Annotated in this window: 20 protein-coding genes; 17 read left to right on the top strand and 3 right to left on the bottom strand. The window is 53.7% G+C overall.

The window, feature by feature from the left end; genetic code table 11:
* The first annotated feature begins 3 nt into the window (after positions 1-3).
* From cbiE to DG046_RS01395, 12 genes are all read left to right on the top strand, one after another.
* Complete coding sequence (gene cbiE, locus DG046_RS01450; RefSeq protein WP_108830823.1) at positions 4-603, top strand: precorrin-6y C5,15-methyltransferase (decarboxylating) subunit CbiE; 600 nt, start codon at positions 4-6, stop codon at positions 601-603.
* A complete protein-coding gene (cbiT, locus tag DG046_RS01445) occupies positions 596-1,132 on the top strand; it encodes a precorrin-6Y C5,15-methyltransferase (decarboxylating) subunit CbiT (protein WP_108830822.1) in 537 nt (178 codons plus the stop codon). Before cbiE ends, cbiT begins: the two co-directional genes overlap by 8 nt.
* The gene (gene cobM, locus DG046_RS01440; RefSeq protein WP_108830821.1) at positions 1,129-1,881 is read left to right on the top strand and encodes a precorrin-4 C(11)-methyltransferase; all 753 of its coding nucleotides are present in this window, start codon (positions 1,129-1,131) and stop codon (positions 1,879-1,881) included. Before cbiT ends, cobM begins: the two co-directional genes overlap by 4 nt.
* Positions 1,878-2,855, top strand: coding sequence for a cobalt-precorrin 5A hydrolase (locus DG046_RS01435; RefSeq protein ID WP_108830820.1), 978 nt, complete (start codon positions 1,878-1,880; stop codon positions 2,853-2,855). The genes cobM and DG046_RS01435 overlap by 4 nt, the downstream gene beginning before the upstream one ends.
* A complete protein-coding gene (cobJ, locus tag DG046_RS01430) occupies positions 2,852-3,580 on the top strand; it encodes a precorrin-3B C(17)-methyltransferase (protein ID WP_108830819.1) in 729 nt (242 codons plus the stop codon). The genes DG046_RS01435 and cobJ overlap by 4 nt, the downstream gene beginning before the upstream one ends.
* Positions 3,577-4,335 (top strand): precorrin-6A reductase, encoded by a 759-nt coding sequence (cobK, locus tag DG046_RS01425; protein ID WP_108830818.1) that lies wholly within the window; start codon positions 3,577-3,579, stop codon positions 4,333-4,335. The genes cobJ and cobK overlap by 4 nt, the downstream gene beginning before the upstream one ends.
* Positions 4,304-4,564, top strand: a complete 261-nt coding sequence (locus tag DG046_RS01420) for a cysteine-rich small domain-containing protein (protein WP_108830817.1) — start codon at positions 4,304-4,306, stop codon at positions 4,562-4,564. The genes cobK and DG046_RS01420 overlap by 32 nt, the downstream gene beginning before the upstream one ends.
* Complete coding sequence (gene cobT / locus DG046_RS01415; protein ID WP_108830816.1) at positions 4,554-5,624, top strand: nicotinate-nucleotide--dimethylbenzimidazole phosphoribosyltransferase; 1,071 nt, start codon at positions 4,554-4,556, stop codon at positions 5,622-5,624. The genes DG046_RS01420 and cobT overlap by 11 nt, the downstream gene beginning before the upstream one ends.
* Positions 5,621-6,151, top strand: coding sequence for a bifunctional adenosylcobinamide kinase/adenosylcobinamide-phosphate guanylyltransferase (gene cobU, locus DG046_RS01410; protein WP_108830815.1), 531 nt, complete (start codon positions 5,621-5,623; stop codon positions 6,149-6,151). The genes cobT and cobU overlap by 4 nt, the downstream gene beginning before the upstream one ends.
* Positions 6,148-6,876, top strand: coding sequence for an adenosylcobinamide-GDP ribazoletransferase (gene cobS, locus DG046_RS01405; protein WP_108830814.1), 729 nt, complete (start codon positions 6,148-6,150; stop codon positions 6,874-6,876). Before cobU ends, cobS begins: the two co-directional genes overlap by 4 nt.
* Positions 6,873-7,394, top strand: coding sequence for a histidine phosphatase family protein (locus DG046_RS01400; RefSeq protein WP_108830813.1), 522 nt, complete (start codon positions 6,873-6,875; stop codon positions 7,392-7,394). The genes cobS and DG046_RS01400 overlap by 4 nt, the downstream gene beginning before the upstream one ends.
* A 98-nt stretch (positions 7,395-7,492) precedes the next feature.
* Positions 7,493-8,470 carry an S-layer homology domain-containing protein gene (locus DG046_RS01395; protein WP_159082020.1) on the top strand — a complete coding sequence of 326 codons (978 nt, stop codon included), beginning with the start codon at positions 7,493-7,495 and terminating at the stop codon, positions 8,468-8,470.
* A gap of 75 nt (positions 8,471-8,545) precedes the next feature.
* On the opposite strand, the gene mgtE is transcribed toward DG046_RS01395, so the two are convergent.
* The gene (gene mgtE, locus DG046_RS01390) at positions 8,546-9,904 is read right to left on the bottom strand and encodes a magnesium transporter (RefSeq protein ID WP_108830811.1); all 1,359 of its coding nucleotides are present in this window, start codon (positions 9,902-9,904) and stop codon (positions 8,546-8,548) included.
* 270 nt (positions 9,905-10,174) lie between these two features.
* Here mgtE and DG046_RS01385 point away from each other — a divergent pair, with 270 nt between their 5' ends.
* A complete protein-coding gene (locus tag DG046_RS01385) occupies positions 10,175-11,248 on the top strand; it encodes a C40 family peptidase (RefSeq protein ID WP_108830810.1) in 1,074 nt (357 codons plus the stop codon).
* Positions 11,249-11,301: 53 nt separating this feature from the next.
* Positions 11,302-12,123 carry a bifunctional 5,10-methylenetetrahydrofolate dehydrogenase/5,10-methenyltetrahydrofolate cyclohydrolase gene (locus DG046_RS01380; RefSeq protein ID WP_108830809.1) on the top strand — a complete coding sequence of 274 codons (822 nt, stop codon included), beginning with the start codon at positions 11,302-11,304 and terminating at the stop codon, positions 12,121-12,123.
* Positions 12,124-12,168: 45 nt separating this feature from the next.
* Here DG046_RS01380 and DG046_RS09595 read toward each other — a convergent pair whose 3' ends face one another.
* Positions 12,169-12,315 (bottom strand): hypothetical protein, encoded by a 147-nt coding sequence (locus DG046_RS09595; protein ID WP_159082019.1) that lies wholly within the window; start codon positions 12,313-12,315, stop codon positions 12,169-12,171.
* 58 nt (positions 12,316-12,373) lie between these two features.
* Positions 12,374-15,163, bottom strand: a complete 2,790-nt coding sequence (locus tag DG046_RS01375) for a transglycosylase domain-containing protein (RefSeq protein ID WP_159082018.1) — start codon at positions 15,161-15,163, stop codon at positions 12,374-12,376.
* Positions 15,164-15,257: 94 nt separating this feature from the next.
* On the opposite strand from DG046_RS01375, the gene hflX reads away from it, so the two are divergent.
* Genes hflX through nadE form a run of 3 tightly spaced genes read left to right on the top strand, consistent with a single transcriptional unit; the run spans position 15,258 to position 17,896 of the window.
* Positions 15,258-16,523, top strand: a complete 1,266-nt coding sequence (gene hflX, locus DG046_RS01370) for a GTPase HflX (protein WP_108830807.1) — start codon at positions 15,258-15,260, stop codon at positions 16,521-16,523.
* Positions 16,516-17,208: a YigZ family protein gene (locus DG046_RS01365; protein WP_108830806.1), complete on the top strand. Its 693-nt coding sequence runs from the start codon at positions 16,516-16,518 to the stop codon at positions 17,206-17,208. The genes hflX and DG046_RS01365 overlap by 8 nt, the downstream gene beginning before the upstream one ends.
* The gene (nadE, locus tag DG046_RS01360) at positions 17,192-17,896 is read left to right on the top strand and encodes an NAD(+) synthase (protein WP_108830805.1); all 705 of its coding nucleotides are present in this window, start codon (positions 17,192-17,194) and stop codon (positions 17,894-17,896) included. Before DG046_RS01365 ends, nadE begins: the two co-directional genes overlap by 17 nt.
* The last annotated feature ends 3 nt before the right edge of the window (positions 17,897-17,899 follow it).

The following is a 17,899-nucleotide window of genomic DNA, read 5'->3' as shown; positions in this document are numbered from 1 at the left end:
ACGATGATTACCATAGTCGGCGCCGGCCCCGGCGCTTTAAAGAAAATGACCTACGAAGCCGTGGAGGCAATTCGTGCGGCGGATCGCGTCGTGGCCTTCTCTCGCCTGGCGGAAAAGCTAACGCCCATTCGGAGGGACATCGTGGCGGTGAAGCGGTTGAGTGAGGTGGAGGAGAACATGGATCCCGCCTTAAACGTGGCCGTCGTCGTGAGCGGCGATCCCCTCTTTTTCGGACTGGCCGGCACCTTTCGCGCAAAGGGCATTGATGTGGACAAGGTAATTCCCGGCTTGAGCAGCATGCAATGCGCGGCGACGGCACTGAAACTCCCTTGGCAGAAGATGCGGGCCTTCTCCTTTCACGGCAGAGAACCGGAAGTGGACACGCTTTTACATGAGCCCTTGAGTTGTGTGCTATTGGATAAACATTTCACGGCCGGGGATCTGTCGAAGGCCTTGGCGGCGAAGGGGGCGAAGGGCGCGATCCACGGCGCGAGCTACCTTTCCTACGAGAACGAGAAAATTGTTTCTGCGTCCATCGGCGAGGACATTTCCATAGACGAAGATTTAGCATTGGCGGTGATTGAACTTGAACTGGATGAATGATTCCGATTTTATTCGCGGCGACGTGCCCATGACCAAGGAAGACGTGCGGATTTTAACCATGGCGGCCATGGAAATTGTTCCCGGCCTTACCTTTCTCGATGTGGGCGCGGGCACGGGTTCCGTATCCGTAGCGGCGGCGGCCTTGGGCTGTGCGGTCACCGCGGCGGAAGTGAAGGATGCGGCCTTGGATTTAATCGAGAAAAATGCCAAAGCCTTCGGTGTAAAGATCGACGTGATCCGGGGAAAGGCCCCGGATTGCTTGAAAGATGAAAGCTACGACCGCATTTTTATCGGCGGCAGCAGAGGCGAGCTGGGCCCGATTTTGTATTACGCCCACGAGCACTTAAAGCCCGGCGGCATCATGGTCGGCAATTTCATTACCATGAGCAATGCCGAAACCATGAAGGCCTTCTTGAAGAAAGAAGGCTACGATTTTAGCCTGAAGTACGTGGCCGTTTCGCGGGAAGATCGACTGGGCCTGTTGCGCGCGGAAAACGGTGTGTTTATTTTAAAGGGGAGAAAAAGATGATTTCATTTGTCGGCGCCGGTCCCGGGGACGTGGATTTAATTACGGTAAAGGGCAGGCGGCTCTTGGAAGAAGCCGACGTCATCATTTACGCCGGCAGCTTGGTGGACGCCCGCCACATGGATTTCGCGAAAGAGGGCGCTGAGATCTACAACAGTGCCACCATGCATTTGAACGAAGTGCTGGAGGTCATGAAAAAGAGCCACGAGGTGGGGAAAAATTTGGTGCGCCTCCACACCGGCGATCCCTCCCTTTACGGGGCCATTCAGGAGCAAATGGACGCACTGGCGGCGTGGGGCATTGATTACGAAGTCATCCCCGGCGTCAGTTCCTTTTCCGCGGCGGCGGCAAGCTTAAGGCGGGAATTTACCCTGCCCGGCGTGAGCCAAACGGTGATCCTCACCCGCCGAGCCGGGCGTACCCCGGTGCCGGAGGGCGAGTCCATAGACAAACTGGCGGTCCACGGCGCATCCATGGCCATCTTTTTATCCGCCGGCCAATTGGAGGCCCTGGTGAAGGATTTGAAAAAGGGCTATTCCGACGACACGCCCATGGCCGTGGTCTACAAGGCTACCTGGGCCGATGAAATCGTCGTGCGCTCCACATTGAAAGACATCGTGAAAGACATGGAAGGGCGGGACATTTACAAACACGCCCAAATCCTCGTCGGGGACTTTCTCGATACGGATTACGAAAAGAGCAAGCTCTACGACAAACACTTTTCCACGGAGTACAGAAAGGGCACGAAGTGAAGACGGCGGTGTTGTGTTTCTCACCTCAGGGCGCGGCCCTGGCGAAGAAGTATTTTTCCGAAGAGGATCTCTACGGAAAGGACTTTCAGCGGTCCATAAAAAAAGAGGATTTCGGCACCGTTTTTAATGGGTACGATCGCATCGTCTTTATCGGCGCCGCGGGAATCGCCGTGCGCTACATGGCGCCCTTCGTTGAAGACAAGAGGCGGGATCCCGCCGTGGTGGTCATCGATCCCGTGGGTCGCTACGTAATTCCCCTCTTAAGCGGCCACTTAGGAGGCGCCAATGCCTATGCCGTGGAACAGGCGAAGGCCATGGGCGCCGAAGCGGTGCTCACCACGGCATCGGACAGCTTGGGCTTCGAAGCCATCGACATCTTTGCGCAGAGGGAAAATTACGCCTTCGACGATATGGCGGCAATGAAAGAGGTGGCCGCCGCCATGGTGGCGGGGCGGCAGATCCCCTGGTATTCCGAAGAAGATGCATTACCGGACTATGCGCACATCGTGCGGCTAGCGTCCATTGAGGCGGCGGATGTGAAAGGCGGCGTCGCGGTTACGACAAAAGACGTCGAAATAAGAAGCGGTCTTCAGCTGGTGCCGCGGCGGATTCACTTGGGCATCGGCTCGAAAAAGGGCACGGACCCGGAGGCATTAGTGGCTTTAATAAAAAAGACATTAAAAACTTACGCCATTCATCCCATGGCCCTTGCCGCCATTCACACCATCGACATAAAAAAAGAGGAGCCGGCCATCGTCTTCGCCGCGGAGGCATTTGGCGTTCCCTTAAAGATTTACACCGCGGAGGAATTATCGAGACACGAAAACCGCTGCGAGGGAAGCGACTTCGTGAGAGCCACCGTCGGCGTCTCAAGCGTCTCCTGTACGGCGGCCTATATGGGCGGCGAAATCATGATCGCGGAAAAAATTCGCGAAGAAGGATTTACCTTGAGCATAACAAAGGAAAAAAGATGAAGAAATTATACATTATCGGCATCGGCCCCGGCGGCGAAGAGGATTTCACCCTGGGCATGATTCGTGCCCTGGAGGATTCCGAGGTCATCGTGGGCTACAAGCCTTACTTAAACTACATTAAAAATTACACACAGGGAAAAGAGCTTTGCACCACGGGCATGAAGTCCGAGATCGAGCGCTGTAAAATGGCTCTGGACTCGGCGGAAGCGGGAAAGACCACGGCCATGGTCTCCACCGGCGACGCGGGACTTTACGGCATGGCCGGGCCCCTGCTGGAACTTGCCGCTGACAAAGACATCGACATCGAGATCATTCCCGGGATCAGCGCCAATTTTGCCGCCGCGTCTTGTGTCGGGGCGCCGATTATGCACGATATGGTGACCATCAGCCTCTCCGATTTAATGACGCCCTTGGATCTGATTAAAAAGCGCATACGCCTCGCCGCACAGGGAGATTTCGTCATCTGCTTTTACAATCCCCGCTCCAAGGGGCGCCCCGATTACTTGAAGGCGGCCATGGGAATTTTAAAAGAAGAAGGCTACGAAGATTCCAGACCCGTTGCCATAGTGAAACACGCCCGGCGAGAGGGTGAGGAGAAAATTCTCACTACGATCGGGGACATCGACGACAGCTTCTGCGACATGAATACCATGGTCATCGTGGGAAATAAAGAGACCTATGTGAAAAACGGCCTCATGATCACGCCCAGAGGCTACGAAATATGAAGCTCTGGATCATCGGCGGCACCTCGGAATCCGTGCGCCTTATGAAAAGCGTGGATCGGAGGGCCATTGTCGTCAGCGTCGCCGGGGAAGAAGGGAAAGATCGCCTGCCCGCAGATGTGGACGTCCGCGTAGGGCCAATGGATAAAGACGCCATGGTAAACTTTATTCGCGAGAAAAACATCGTCGCCGTCGTGGACATGAGCCATCCCTTCGCGAAGATCGTCTCGAAAGAGGCGAAGGCGGCGGCTGAGGAAGCGGGCATCGACTACTACCGCTTTAAGCGGCCCATGGAGGAAGCGGCGGGGGACGTGATCTTCGATGATTACTCCTCCTGCGGCGAGTACATGAAGGGAAAGACGGGCACCTTTTTCTTTACCACGGGATCGAAACACTGCGATCTCTTCGAGTCGGTGAAGGGAGAGAGCCGCCACATCTACCGGGTCATTCCCTCGTCGAAGAGCATCGACATCTTGCACGAGGCCGGCGTGGCCATGGAAGACATGGTGGCCATGCTCGGGCCCTTCGATTTGGACATGAACCTAGCCCTTTTTAAACATGCAAAAGCCGACTTTCTGGTGACGAAAAACAGCGGCGCCGGCTCCGGCTTTCACGAAAAAATCGAAGCCGCTCGCCGTTTGGGCATGACGAGCCTGGTGATTCGCACGGAAGGAGAAGAGGGGCTGAATTTTTCCGAAACCAAGGCCGTCGTAGAAAGGATAACCAATGGAATTCTCGTATCGCTTTTACACCAATAAGGCGTGTAAATACTTCCCCTGCCACGCCATGGAAGGGGATTTCAACTGCATGTTCTGCTATTGCCCCCTCTATCTTTTAGACGAAGGATGCGGCGGGAATTTTTCCTATGTCGGCGGCGTAAAGGACTGTTCGAATTGCACGATTCCCCATCGCCCCAAGGGCTACGACTACATCAACGATCGCCTGCGGGAGGAAATAAGTAAAAGGAAAGAAGCCAATGAAGGATAAACTTGTGGGATCCGTCGAGGCTGCGGATAGAGAGTTCATGAAAAAGGCCAAGGCCCACTGGGACAATCGCACCCATCCCACGGGCTCCCTAGGCGCCTTGGAGGCCATGACCATTCGCCTGGCGGGGATTCAGCGCAAGGTCGTTCCTTCCCTTGAGAAAAAGGCGATCGTCGTCTTTTGCGCCGATAACGGCGTGGTGGCGGAAGATGTAAGCTCCTCGCCGCCGGTCTTTACGCAAATGCTCGCCAATGCCATGGCCCGTGGGGAAACCGGCGTCGCGGCCTTAAGCAAGTGGGCGGAATCGGAGCTTTCCATCGTGGACATGGGCATGAATAAGGAGATGGATCGCGAGTCAAACATAATCGATGCGTCTATTCGCCCCGGCACGGGGAACATCGCCGTGGAGCCCGCCATGAGCCGGGATGAGGCCATCGAAGCCATCAGGCGGGGGAAGGATGTGGCGAAGGCGGCAATAAATAACGGCGCCTCCATCATCGGTACCGGGGAGCTGGGCATCGGAAACACCACCACCTCGGCGGCCCTTCTCTGCGCCTTAACCGGCGAGTCCGCCGAAGATTGCGTGGGCTACGGCGCCGGCATTACGGAAGCGCAGTTGACGAAAAAAGTGGCGGTGGTGAAAAAAGCCGTGGCCCGTGCAGGTGACGGGGACGTGATCCACAAAATCGCCCAAGTGGGCGGATTGGATCTGGCCGGCCTCGTCGGCGCGTTCTTGGCCTGCGCGGAAGAAAAGACGGCGGCGGTGGTGGACGGCTTCGTCACCGGCGTGGCGGCCCTTGCGGCCATGCAATTGGCGCCGAACGCGATAGACTATATTTTTCTCTCCCACAAGAGCGCGGAAAAAGCGTCGGCCCTCGTGAACCGGCACATGGGCATGGAACCGCCACTGGATCTTTCCATGCGGCTGGGCGAGGGAAGCGGCTGCCCCCTCTTCTTTCAACTGATGGACGGTGCGATCTACGCCATGGGAAACATGGGCTCAATGGAAGACAATGCCATAAATCCGGGCCTGTTGGTGAATATAGAAAAGGAGTCCCTATGATTACATTAATTACCGGCGGCGCCAGAAGCGGAAAAAGCGCCTACGCCGAATCCCGGGCGGGGCAGCACGAAGGCGTGGTCTACATCGCCACGGCACGGGCCGAGGGCGATGCGGAAATGATTCGCCGCATCGAAGCCCACAAAAATCGGCGGCCCGCGTCCTGGCGCACCGTGGAGCGGGATCACGACCTGGCGGCGGCCATAGAAGAGGAGGATGCCGCCCTCCTGGACTGCGTCACGGTCATGCTGTCAAATTACCTGTGGAAAAATTCAGCGGGAGGGGAAGATGTGGACGAGGAGAAAATCGAAGGCCTCTGCATGGAGGAACTCAGCGATTTAATCGCCGCGGCGAGACGAAAGAATTGCGATCTCTTTATCGTCACCAACGAAGTGGGAAGCGGCATCGTGCCCATGCATCCCGTCTCCCGCGCATTCAGAGACATGCAGGGGCGCATCAATCAAAGGTTGGCACAGGCGGCCGATGAAGTCTACGCCTGTATTTCGGGAATTCCGGTGAAAATCAAATGAACAGTTTACTTTTAGCCATACAATTTTTGACGCGACTGCCCATTCAGGTAGATACGGAATTTAACGAAAAAGAAGCGGGAAAGAGCCTCTTTTGGTTTCCCTGGATCGCCTTTGTCATGGGCGCCGTCGTCGGTTTCGTAAACAATTTCTTCTACGATGTCGGGCCCCTTTTCGGCGCCTTTTCGGGCATCCTGGCCTGGTATCTGCTAAACGGCGGCCTTCACATGGACGGGCTTATGGACACGGCCGACGGTTTTTTGTCCAATCGGGAGAGGGATCGCGTCGTTGAAATTATGCACGATTCCACCATCGGCGTCTTCGCCGTTCTGGCCCTGGTTTTGGTCGTGTTGGGAAAATTTTCCGTCCTTGCATCCGTGGCCATTCAGCCCGTGGAAATGGGAATCTTCTTCGCCTCGGTGCGCATGGGCGTATTGACGGCGATCCACTATTTCCCTTCGGCAAGCTCCTCGTCCATGGGAAATTTCTTTAAACGGGGCGCGTCGAAAAACAGCTATTATCTTCAGTGGTTAATACTCGCCGCGATCATCCTCTTTACGCGGGGCAAGTCTTTTCTCTTCTTTCCCGTGGCCGCCTGCCTTTGGGGCGCCCTCTTATCTCGCCTGTCTGTAAGAAAAATCGGCGGCCTCACCGGCGACGTTTACGGCGCCATCGTGGAGACGGGCGAACTTTTTATGCTGATTTTATTCGGAGTGTTTTTCTCATGAGTATTTACATGATGCGCCACGGAAAGACCGCGGCCAACGAAAAGAAATACTACGCCACGCCGACCGAGCCCTTGCTTCCCGTGGATCCCGCTACGGCGATAAAATTAAAAGATGAGGTGGCCGCCCTTTGTGTAACATCCGTGGTGACGAGCCCATATCTCAGGGCAAAGGAGACGGCGGCCATCGTATGGGGGAGGGGAGCGGTGGCGGAAGAGCCCCTGATTCGTGAAGTGAACCTGGGCGCCTTGGAAGGCCGCAGCTTTTACGACGCCTACGATCTTTATGGCGAGGCCCTCGAGCCCTGGATCGACGATCCATTTAATAACGGTCCGCCGGGCGGGGAGAGCCTTCGCGAGGCCTACAAACGGGCACAGGCTTTTTTGCGGATCGCAAAAGACGACACCCTCTACATCAGCCACGACGGCTTTATGCGCCTGGTGCTTGCGGCCTTGAGAGGGGATGTGCATTCCTTTTTCGATTACAAGCTGAACAACTTTCAAATCATCGAAATCAAATAAAAGTGACAATTCCGTTACAAAACCTGTGGAACGCTTCAATCGGTCCCGTCCTTTTGCTATAGTTTTAGAAGCTTAAAAGCAAGGAAAGGATGTTACCATTGAAATACACATTGAAACGCCTATTGGCACTTTTTTTATGTCTGGGAATTTTGCTTCCCGCAACGGGGGTCTTCGCCCAAAGTTTCGAAAGTCCGAGAAACTTGGCGGTGGCATTGGCTCAAGGAGAAAGTGGCGCCTACGACGCCTTCACCATCACCTGGAGCAATCCCGATTGGGCAAAGAAACAATTGGAATCGGGAAAAACCGTGGCCTACGAAATCGACAGCAAAGTCAATTTGGGCCCCTGGTCTTCGAAAAACGGCCAAAGCTTTAAAGGCGAGCTCACTTTAAACGAGAAAGACCGCGTGGAAATGAAGCTCGACGGCGCGAAGTTTTCGAATTTGGCGAATCCCGCCATCGAAAGCAAGCTTTACAGCTTCCGCGTCCGCTACATCGGTGAGGGCGAGAGCGCCTATACCAATGTGGTCTCCGTGGGCTATCGCCCGGTCTTTAACAATTCCAGCGCCTGGTCCGTGGAGGAATTGAGCAATGCCGGAAAGAACGGATTGATTCCGCCCTCCGTCAAGGCCGATATGAAAACGAAAATTACACGGGAAGAATTTACGGAAGTCATCGTGCGCCTCTATGAAAAAACGGAGCGCGTCCATTTAGTGGCGGGTAAGAGCCCTTACAAGGACACGAAAAACGAATCCGTGGTCATCGCATCGCGCCTTGGATTGGTCAACGGCGTGGGCAAAGACAAATTCGCCCCCAAATCGAAAATCACTCGGGAGCAAATGGCCACCATCTTGACCCGCTTTTTAAACAGTGTCGAAGTGGAAGGGGACAAGACGACGGGCGCGCCTTTCGCCGATCACGAAAAGATCAGCCCCTACGCCCGAGAATCTGTCTACGAGCTTCAGTCTTTGGGACTGATGGAGGGCTACAAGAACAACGAATTTAAGCCCAAGACTCACGCTTCGAGAGAACAGGCGGTGGTCCTGGCGCAGCGGATCTATTCCTTTATCGAAAAGTAATCCTAGTTCATAGAATGAGAAAACCGAAGGCAGCGAGCGCCTTCGGTTTTTGCATGTGTTTTGAATAATAAGAAATTAAACCAATTTGTGCAGTAGGGTGGAAGCCAGGCCGAGGAAGATAAAAAAGCCGCATACGTCGGTGAATGTGGTGAGAAAAATCGGCGAGGAAATGGCCGGATCGATTTTCAACTTGTCGAACAAGAGGGGCAAAAGGAAGCCGACGATGCCGGCGATGACCATGTTTAAAATCATGGCGGCGAAGATAATCAGGCCTAAATACACATTGTGGTACTTCAAATACAAGACGACTCCGGCGAAAAAGCCGATGACGGCGCCGTCGAAAACTCCCAGGCCGATCTCCTTTAAAATCAGAGGAAGGTCTTCTTCCAAACTGATTTCGTCGCGGGCCAAACTGGTCAAGACGATGGAGAGGGCTTGATTGCCGGCGTTTCCTCCCATTCCCGTGACGATGGGCATGGCGGCGGCAAGGGCCACCACTTGGCTGATGGTGTCTTCAAACATGCTGACCACCGCCGATGCCATAAAGGCCGTAAAGAGATTGATCACGAGCCAGGGCAGGCGGCTTTTTACGGAGTGGAAGAAATTGGAGTCGAATTCTTCGTCTTTGGAAACCCCACCGATGGCCAAGATGTCTTCGTTATGTTCTTCTTCCATAACGTCGATGATGTCGTCTGAGGTAATGACGCCGAGGATGGCCTCGTTTTTATTGACGACGGGCAAATACTTTAAGTCGTATTTGTAAATTAAATTCGACGCCTCTTCCTGATCCTGATCCGCATAGACGAAAAAGGGGTGGGTCTCCACGAGATCGGCCAAAGGCTTAAAGCCCGGCGCCACGAGGATCTCCCGCAAATCGACGATGCCCTGGAGGCGGTGCAAATTATCCGTAATAAAAATGGATTCGATAATTTCCGTCGTAGGGGCGATCTCCTTGATCTTTAAAAGGGCTTCCCGCACGGTAAGGGATTGTTTCAGGGAAATAAACTCCGTGGTCATAATCCCGGCGGCGCTGTCGTCGTCATAGGACAAGATCATCTTGAGAATATTCGATTCGCTTTTCTTCATATAGTTTAGAATGTCTTTGCGTTTAATCGTGGGCAAAAGCCCCAATAAATCGGCGACATCCGCATTGGTCATGTAACTGAAAATGTCGATGAGCTCTTTCGTCGAATAGAAACCGGCCATCTTCACCTGAAGCTCTTCTTCGGCATTTTCGATGAGATTGGCGATCTCTTCCGGATCCAACATAAAGAGAAAGTACTGAAGATCCGCCGAATCCAAATCCTCCAACACCTCGTCGATATCGACGGAGTGGTAGGAATCGAAGATCTCCTTGGCGTTTTGTATGCTGCCCTCTGTGATGCAGGCGTCGATCTTTTCTTTTAATAAATTGTAATCGGACTCATATTCCATAGTCTGTCACCTCCCGGATGGTACATAAACAGTATACCATTGAAGAGGCTCTGAAGTCACATTTGGTGAAAGAGAAGGTTGTTAAAAAAGAAATAAAAAGTCATAGAACTGTAACAGAGAAGTAACATAAAAGACGTCTCAAATTATTACATTCTGTAACCAACTGTGTTATAATTTCAAAAGATCATTAAGAAAAATCTAATTTCGAATGGAATCGCCCGCACGCGGGCCATCCAAAGCGAAGTATTTTATAAGGAGTGTTGTTACCACATGAGTCACAAGTTCAAGCTTGCCGTCGGAACGACTGCATTGGCAATCATTTCGATCGTAGGCCTTCGAGATACCGGCGTTTTCGTGCAGGATCATAACACCACATTGTATAGCGGCAGCGAATTGAAATTTGCCGTGGAAGAACAAGCAAATATCGTCGATTCCAACGATCGCGGCTACATAGTCCAAAAGGGCAATGCCAAGGTCACCGTTCCCAAGGAAAAGATCTTGGTTACCGAAAGCAAACCTCAATATTACACGGTAAAGAAAAATGCCATCTTGAAGAAAGACGGCAAGGTCGTTCGCAACCTCTTTATCGGCGAAACCCTTCAAACGGTTAAGCACTACCCGAACACGGTAGCGGTAAATACGGAAGACGGCCTTTTCGGTTCCGTTGAAAACAAATTCATCGAACCCATCGAAGGGTCTCACATGACCCCGGCCAAGGTGAAACAAAATTTAAAACTTGAAAATGCCAACGGCGTTTACCAACTGGCTAAAAACCAATCGGTGAATGTAGTCAGCTACAAAGACGGCCTCTTCATTATTCTCGACGAAGAAGGCAAGGACTTCCAAATCGATCCCAACTACTTGGACTTCGGCGAAGGCGGCGTGAAGGCCGTGCAACGTGAAGTCATTCAAAAGCAAGCGCCGGTCAAGAAGATCGCCGAACCCGTGGCCATTGCACCGAAAGTAGACGGCGCGAAGGCACAACAAGTCATCGACTCGGCATTCAGCAAAATGGGTTCTCCCTACGTATGGGGCGCCACCGGCGACGGCGGCTACGACTGCTCCGGCCTCGTGTATGCCATCTACGTCAACGAATTGGGAATTTCCCTTCCCAGAACCTCTTCCGCACAATCCCAAGTGGGCGCTCAAGTGGATCGCTCCCAATTGCAACCGGGCGATTTGATTTTCTTTAACACCACGGGCAAGGGCGTCAGCCACGTCGGCATCTACATCGGCGACGATACCTTCATCCACGCCAACAGCGGCAGCGGACGGGTAAAACAAAATAAATTATCTGAAAAGTATTATAACTCCCGTTTTGTGAACGCAACGCGCGTGTTATAATTAAGCAGAAACACGAAGAGCGGTTCGCCGCTCTTTTTTAATAGGAGGGAAAAATGAAATTTGACGTAAGCCCGCTGCGGGAGCAGCTTCTAGGTGACTTGACGAAAAAAGCCGCCCTCGCAAAGGAGAGAGGGATCGGATACAAACTCTTAATCCTTCGCGTCGGCGACAAAAAGGCGGATATCAGCTACGAAAATTCCATTAAGAAATCGGCGGAAAAAGTGGGCATCGACGTGGAGGTCACTGCCTTCGCCGACACGGTCGGGGAGAGCGAGATTTTATCGGAAGTGAAGCGCGGCAATCGGGACGAGGGCATCGGCGGGATCTTGATTTTCCATCCCCTGCCCAAGCATTTAGATGCCGAAACCATTGACAGCGCCATTCAACCGGAAAAAGACATCGACTGCCTGAGCCCCTTGAATCAATGGAAAATTTTTACGGGGCAGGGAAAGATCATGCCCGCCACGGCGAAAAGCGCCCTTATGATCGCAGAGGCCATGGGGGAATTGGAAGGGAAGCGTGTGTTGATTATTAACCGCTCCATGGTCATCGGCAAGCCTCTGGCTATGATGCTTTTAGATAAAAACGCCACGGTAACTGTTGGCCATTCCCGCACGAAAGACATTCCTTGCCTGGCGAGAGAATACGACGTGGTGGTTTACGGCACGGGGCAGTCCCGCTGGGTGACGGCGGATTTTGTAGGCGAGGATCAGTGCATTATCGACTGCGGCATCGCCTTCGACGAGAGCGGAAAATTAACCGGCGACGTGGACTTCGACGCGGTCGTGGACAAGGCGCATTTGGTGACTTCCGTGCCCGGCGGCGTTGGCAGCCTCACCAATTTACTTTTGCTGGACAATATGTTTCTCGACTAGATTTTTTCCATGAAAAAGCCCTCGCTTCATCGGCGAGGGCTGATTTTATTTTCTGCGAATAAACTTCCACAGGGCGTAGCTTTTTATAAAGCTTGCCGTGGCTTTGCGCACGGGCTTTTTCTGCATGGCCTTGGCGCCTACCTTGGCACCTTTGGACATGGCTGCAAATTTCACGATTTTCGATAGTTTCATAAGCGCCTCCTTCTTAAGACTACATACCCGAAGGGTGGGGCGTTTACGCAAGGGAGCTTTATCGGCGATGGGTATCCCTGTTTTGGTCGTTATCGTTGTCCTGATCCTGTTCGTCTTCATTGGCCTTTTGTGTTTCCTGATCGTACCATTCCTTGGTGTGCACTTGGCAATAGTTCGAGGGCAGGGTGTAGTAGTCCTTGGGCAGAATGCCGTTGAATGCTTTCGGATCGTAGCCCTTGGGCCGCACGAAGTGGTAGCCGTAGGTAATGGTTTCATAGGGGCAGTAGGTGGAGGCCAATTGACCGGAGACGGAGCAGATGAGTTTTCGCGTGTAGTTTTGCGTTTCCTTTGTCGGCGCCGTGTTCGGCAAGAAGGGCAGGGTCACCGTGGAGCGGGCTCTGCGAGCGTAGGTGGTGGCCAAGAGGCCGGTCTTGTCGCTCACTTCGTGCATTTCGAAATCCGCCGGAAGCTCCCAAGGCGTTCCGTCCCCCGGGATGGCCACGAGGGAAGCGTACAGGCTTTCTGTAAGGGAGCGATCTCCGGCTAAGGCGATTTTTTGAAGGTCGTTGCCCATCCACAGGCCGTAGGTGTATCGAGGCGTGGCGCCCAGGGCGAAGTAATCGGCGCGATACTTATTTGTGCCGGAAACGGCAAAGGCGTCGTAGCCCGATGCGCGAAGATTTTCGGCCAGGGGTGAACGGCCCAGGGCGTAGCGAAGGAGGGCGTCTTCTCGATGGATGTCCTTTGCCGCGGTCTTTCCGTGTTCGTAAAGGACGCGGCCCTTGCGGTCGGTAATCTTTTGTACGGTGTAATTGTCGGATACGCTCGGCGATGCGATGCGGGCGTAGCTGTTTGTTAAAGCCATAAGATTCATGCCGTCCACGAAATTTCCCGCCGCCATGGCGTCGTAGGTCATGTCGTGGCGCTTGGCATTTTCCTTGGGCGTCTTTACGGCGTCGTCTTGCCGCTCTCCCTTATAGAGGCCGAGGCGGTTCAGATTTTTCAATACGGGATCGAAGCCGTAGCGTTCCAGAATTTTTCCGCTGATGGCTAATCGGGTGTTGGCGGCGCCGTCTGCCAGAACGTCGTAGCCGTAGAAGGAATCGGCATTGGGCCACAGGATTCCGTCGACGTGCATGGGCGTGTCGTCGTAGGAGGTGGCCAGGGTGTCGCCTTCGCTTAAGGCGGCGAGGTAGGTGGTTAAAGGCACGATGGCGGTGCCCGGTTGTCGCTTGCTCGTCAGGTGATTGTAGCGGAGACGGGCGGGATCTTTTAAGTCGTTGCCTCCGGCGAGGGCCACGACGGCGCCGGTGGTATTGTCGGCGATGATCGCCGCCGATTGCGGCTGCAGGCTGCCTTTTTCAGGCAGAATGAACAGATCCGCGGGAAGGACGAGCTCTTCTTCCGTGATTTCGATGGCGTCTTTATAGGCCTCGTAGAGTTCGCCCTGAAGGAGCAGGGTGTCCGGATTTTTTAAATCGCCCGCCTGAAACAGGGTTCCGGCGCCGGCCACGGTGCGGAGATTGCCGTTTTCGTCTAAGTAATAGAGATTTTTCAAAAGAAGATTGCCGTTTGATTCAGTAAAGTATTCGCCGTCGATTTCCAATCCGCCGTCGGTTTTCGTGAAGGCGCCGGCGGGAAGATGCATCTTGCCCTTCTCGTCGAAGAGGGCGTCGTAGGGGTAGTAGAGCACGTGGCCTTCCTCGTCGATCATGCGGTTATTTTCGTCGGTGGTGAAGTCCACGAAGTTCGCGCCCCTGTTTTTTCCGCGGGCGATGAGGTCGGGATAGGCGTCGAAGAGGGCATCCATTTTTTTCTGGAAATCCCCCACGATGGTGGAGTGGATGGTGAGCCCTCCTTCGCGGACCTGTTTTTCCGCGGCCTGTATGTCCATGTGGCTGATCTTCGCAAGAATATGGGCGGCTTCGTCGGAAATTACGTCGGCCACGTAGGAAGAGTAAGGGGAGGGGGGATTTTCTTTCGGCATAAAGGAAATGGGAATTTGCGCGTAGCTCTTTGCCTCCTCCGCCGTGATGTAGCCGGCTTGGGCCATGGCGCGGAGCACCACTTTTTTTCGTTCCTCGGCACGGGGGTTTTCAATTAAATCATAGGAGCGATCGCCGATGGTTTGCGTGGCGATGATGTCGGCGCCGTCGTTTTCTTCCGTGGGAATCCGCTTAATCGGTTGGTAGGAGGCGGGGGATTTTACGATGCCCGCCAAAAGAGCCCCTTCTTCCACGGTCAGGTCTTTGGCGTGTTTGGAAAAATAGGCATTGCTCGCCGCCTCGATGCCTTGGCTACCCAAGCCCAAATCCACTCGGTTCAGATAGGCCTCTAAAATTGCATCTTTTCCCAATTTTTCCTCCATGCCCAAGGTCAGGTAGGCCTCCTTGATCTTTCGATCCAAGGACTGTTCGCTGCTTAAGTAGACGTTTTTTACCAATTGCTGGGTGATGGTGGAACCGCCCCGTTCGATGGCGCCGCTTTTTGCATTGGTCAGGATACTCGCGCCCAATTGGCGCAAATCCAAGCCGTGGTGCTTGTAAAAGCTGCGATCTTCCACGGCGAGAAAAGCCTCCTTCACGTGATCCGGCACCTGATCGACGGAAATGTTTTCGCTGAAGACGGAAGGATCCACCTCGTCGATGGGATTGCCCTCGGCATCGAGTATGTACGATGTTTGCGGAATGGACGTGGTTAAGTCGTTGAAATCAACCGACGGCAAGTCCTTCATTATGGACACGATCCATATGGCCAAGATGCCCGCCAAGAGAACGAGAAGAAATAAGATGGCCGCGAGAAGCATTTGCCATGTTTTTTTGCGGCGAAGTGTATGTTTAATCCCCATGGAAACCCCCTTTTTTGCCATTATATCATGGCCCATTGTTGCGTAGAAGTAGAAGGTTGTGTATATTTAAAAAGAAGCTTAGGCAGGAGGCAACATGGAAGAAAGAGAAAAAGTGGTGACGGCGTCGGTTTACGACGAGTCCGAAACTTACCACGAGGAAAGTTTAAAAGAATTAAACGCCCTGGTGAAAGTGGCCGGCGGCCGCGTGGTGGCATCCATCGAACAGAAGGTGCGCGCTTACAATCCGGCGACCTTAATGGGCAAGGGCAAGCTCGAGGAGCTGAAGGATTTCGTCCGGGCGGAGGATGTGGATTTGGTCATATTCGACCAAACCCTCTCCGGTATTCAAATGCGTGAAATTGAAAAGGTGTTGGAAGTGGACGTCCTCGACCGCACGGCCCTTATATTGGACATCTTCGCTTCCCGTGCGAAAACCGATGTGGGAAAGCTCCAGGTCTATTTGGCCCAGCTGGAATACGGCAAGAGCCACTTAATCGGCAAGAAAAACTATTCCCGCTTAGGCGGCGGCATCGGCACCAGGGGCCCCGGGGAACAGAAGCTGGAAATCGACCGCCGGCGCATCGCAGGAGACATTCAGCGTGTAAAGAAGAAATTGAAACAGGCGCGAAAGATTCGCAACACGGGAAGAAAGAATCGCATAAGTTCGCAAGTGCCGGCCATTGCCCTGGTGGGCTACACCAATGCGGGAAAGTCTTCGGTAATGAACCGGCTCTTGAAGGAATCCAATGCCAAGGGACGGGAAGTTTATGTGGAAGACATGCCCTTTGCCTCCCTGGATCCCGACACCCGGCGCATTCGACTTCCCGACGGCTTGGTGGTCTACGTGACGGACACCGTCGGCTTTATTTCAAACCTGCCCACGACCTTGGTGGAGGCCTTTCACACCACCTTGGAAGAGCTGAAAGAATCGGATCTCATCGTCCACGTCATCGACGGTTCGGCGGAGGATGCGGCCCTTCGCTACGAGACGACCAGGAAGCTCTTAAATGACCTGGGTGCCGCCGACGTGCCGAGCCTTCTCTTCGTGAATAAAAGGGATTTGATGGAGGGCAAGAAACTGCCCTTTATGCCGGCGGAAGAGACGGTGATCTACGGATCCTGCAAGCACGACAGGGATTTCGATTACTTTTACGACGCCGTGCAAAAGAAAGTGGAAGACCTTTACGTAAAGGTGGACTTAAAGTTTTCCTTTAACGAAATGGACCGTGTGGAGGCCTTAAAAGCCAATTACCCGGTGGAGCGCCTGGACTACGACGCCGACGGCGTCACCATGACGGCCACTTTGCCGAAGAGGGCCTATGACCGAATGAAACCCTATATAAGGAGGCGCTATGTATAAAACCGTCTATCGAGAGGGCGAAAGCCGGTTAATCGAAAAGAAATCCGAATTCATCGGTCGCGTGGCCTATGCCGCGACGAAAGAGGCGGCGGAGGCATTTATCCGTGCCATTCGCGAGGCGGAAAAAGACGCCACCCACAATTGCACCGCCTATATTATCGGCGAAGAGGGGCTGATTCAAAAATACGACGACGACGGCGAGCCCCAGAAGACGGCAGGGCCACCCATACTGGAAGTATTGAAGCGCAACGAACTGAGAAATGTGGTCTGCGTCGTGACCCGCTACTTCGGCGGGACCCTGCTCGGAGCCGGCGGCCTGATCCGCGCCTATTCCTCGGCGGCATCGGAGGCTTTAGTCGATGCGAAGATCGTGGAAATGCACGAAGCCGTGGACATTACCTTCTCCTACGCCTACACGGCCCACGGCGCCATCGAAAATTACATGCGGGAGCGTGGCTATCCCGTCTTGGATTGCGCCTTCAGCGATCAGGTGCAAGTGACGACGACGGTGTATAAATCGGGAAAAGAAGCCTTTGAAGCTTATTTACAAGACGCCACCTCAGGCGAAGTTGTTATAATAGAAGAAAAAGAAACTGAGCGGCCGGTCTACGAAAAAAAGATGCTCGTAGACGATGTGGCCTACGACCAAATACTTTATGGAGGAAAGAATGAAGCAAGAGATTGATGCAGTGGTTCAATGGATGAGAGAAACCGTAGCGGCCGCCCATGCCGACGGCGTGGTCTTCGGATTAAGCGGGGGCATCGACTCCGCCGTGGTGGCCGGGATCGCCAAGCGCGCCTTCGGCGACAATGCCTTGGGCATTATTATGCCCATCGACTCCAATCCCCAAGACGAAAAAGACGCCCGTCTCGTGGCGGAAAGCCTGGATCTCAATGTGGAAAAAGTGGATCTGACGAAGACCTTTCACGCCCTCGTAGACGCATCCTTTGAAAGCGATGTGGCCATGGCGAGAGCCAATGTGAAGCCGCGCCTGCGCACGACGACCCTGTATTATTACGCCCAAGACAGAAACTATTTGGTCTGCGGCTGCTCCAATGCCAGCGAATACTACATCGGCTACTTTACAAAATACGGCGACTCCGCTTGCGACCTCATGCCCATTGTGGATTTCGTAAAATCGGAAGTGGTGGAACTGGCCAAGGCATTGGGCCTACCCAAGGAAGTCATCGAGAAAAAACCCACGGCGGGCCTCTATGCCGGCCAAACCGACGAAGACGACATGGGCTTTACCTATGGAGAGCTGGACGCCGCCGTGCGGGGACACAACGAGGGCGAGCACAAACAGGCCATTGCCCGGCGCCATAAAACCAGTGCCCACAAACGTGCATTGCCGCCGAAATTTGAAAGATAAGGG

This window comes from Aedoeadaptatus coli, assembly GCF_900343085.1.
GTDB classification, from domain to species: Bacteria; Bacillota; Clostridia; order Tissierellales; family Peptoniphilaceae; genus Aedoeadaptatus; species Aedoeadaptatus coli.
The sequence above is the reverse complement of the archived record's forward strand: the minus strand, read 5'-3'. Positions and strand labels throughout refer to the sequence as shown.

Excerpts from the sequence above, each read along its gene's own strand:
- cobK (WP_108830818.1), top strand. The coding sequence starts at position 3,577 with ATGAAGCTCTGGATCATCGGCGGCACCTCGGAATCCGTGCGCCTTATG.
- cobS (WP_108830814.1), top strand. The coding sequence starts at position 6,148 with ATGAACAGTTTACTTTTAGCCATACAATTTTTGACGCGACTGCCCATT.
- DG046_RS01365 (WP_108830806.1), top strand. The coding sequence starts at position 16,516 with ATGTATAAAACCGTCTATCGAGAGGGCGAAAGCCGGTTAATCGAAAAG.
- DG046_RS01380 (WP_108830809.1), top strand. The coding sequence starts at position 11,302 with ATGAAATTTGACGTAAGCCCGCTGCGGGAGCAGCTTCTAGGTGACTTG.
- DG046_RS01385 (WP_108830810.1), top strand. The coding sequence starts at position 10,175 with ATGAGTCACAAGTTCAAGCTTGCCGTCGGAACGACTGCATTGGCAATC.
- DG046_RS01420 (WP_108830817.1), top strand. The coding sequence starts at position 4,304 with ATGGAATTCTCGTATCGCTTTTACACCAATAAGGCGTGTAAATACTTC.
- cobU (WP_108830815.1), top strand. The coding sequence starts at position 5,621 with ATGATTACATTAATTACCGGCGGCGCCAGAAGCGGAAAAAGCGCCTAC.
- mgtE (WP_108830811.1), bottom strand. The coding sequence starts at position 9,904 with ATGGAATATGAGTCCGATTACAATTTATTAAAAGAAAAGATCGACGCC.
- cbiT (WP_108830822.1), top strand. The coding sequence starts at position 596 with ATGAATGATTCCGATTTTATTCGCGGCGACGTGCCCATGACCAAGGAA.
- cobT (WP_108830816.1), top strand. The coding sequence starts at position 4,554 with ATGAAGGATAAACTTGTGGGATCCGTCGAGGCTGCGGATAGAGAGTTC.
- DG046_RS09595 (WP_159082019.1), bottom strand. The coding sequence starts at position 12,315 with ATGAAACTATCGAAAATCGTGAAATTTGCAGCCATGTCCAAAGGTGCC.
- cbiE (WP_108830823.1), top strand. The coding sequence starts at position 4 with ATGATTACCATAGTCGGCGCCGGCCCCGGCGCTTTAAAGAAAATGACC.
- DG046_RS01400 (WP_108830813.1), top strand. The coding sequence starts at position 6,873 with ATGAGTATTTACATGATGCGCCACGGAAAGACCGCGGCCAACGAAAAG.
- cobM (WP_108830821.1), top strand. The coding sequence starts at position 1,129 with ATGATTTCATTTGTCGGCGCCGGTCCCGGGGACGTGGATTTAATTACG.
- DG046_RS01375 (WP_159082018.1), bottom strand. The coding sequence starts at position 15,163 with ATGGGGATTAAACATACACTTCGCCGCAAAAAAACATGGCAAATGCTT.
- hflX (WP_108830807.1), top strand. The coding sequence starts at position 15,258 with ATGGAAGAAAGAGAAAAAGTGGTGACGGCGTCGGTTTACGACGAGTCC.
- nadE (WP_108830805.1), top strand. The coding sequence starts at position 17,192 with ATGAAGCAAGAGATTGATGCAGTGGTTCAATGGATGAGAGAAACCGTA.
- cobJ (WP_108830819.1), top strand. The coding sequence starts at position 2,852 with ATGAAGAAATTATACATTATCGGCATCGGCCCCGGCGGCGAAGAGGAT.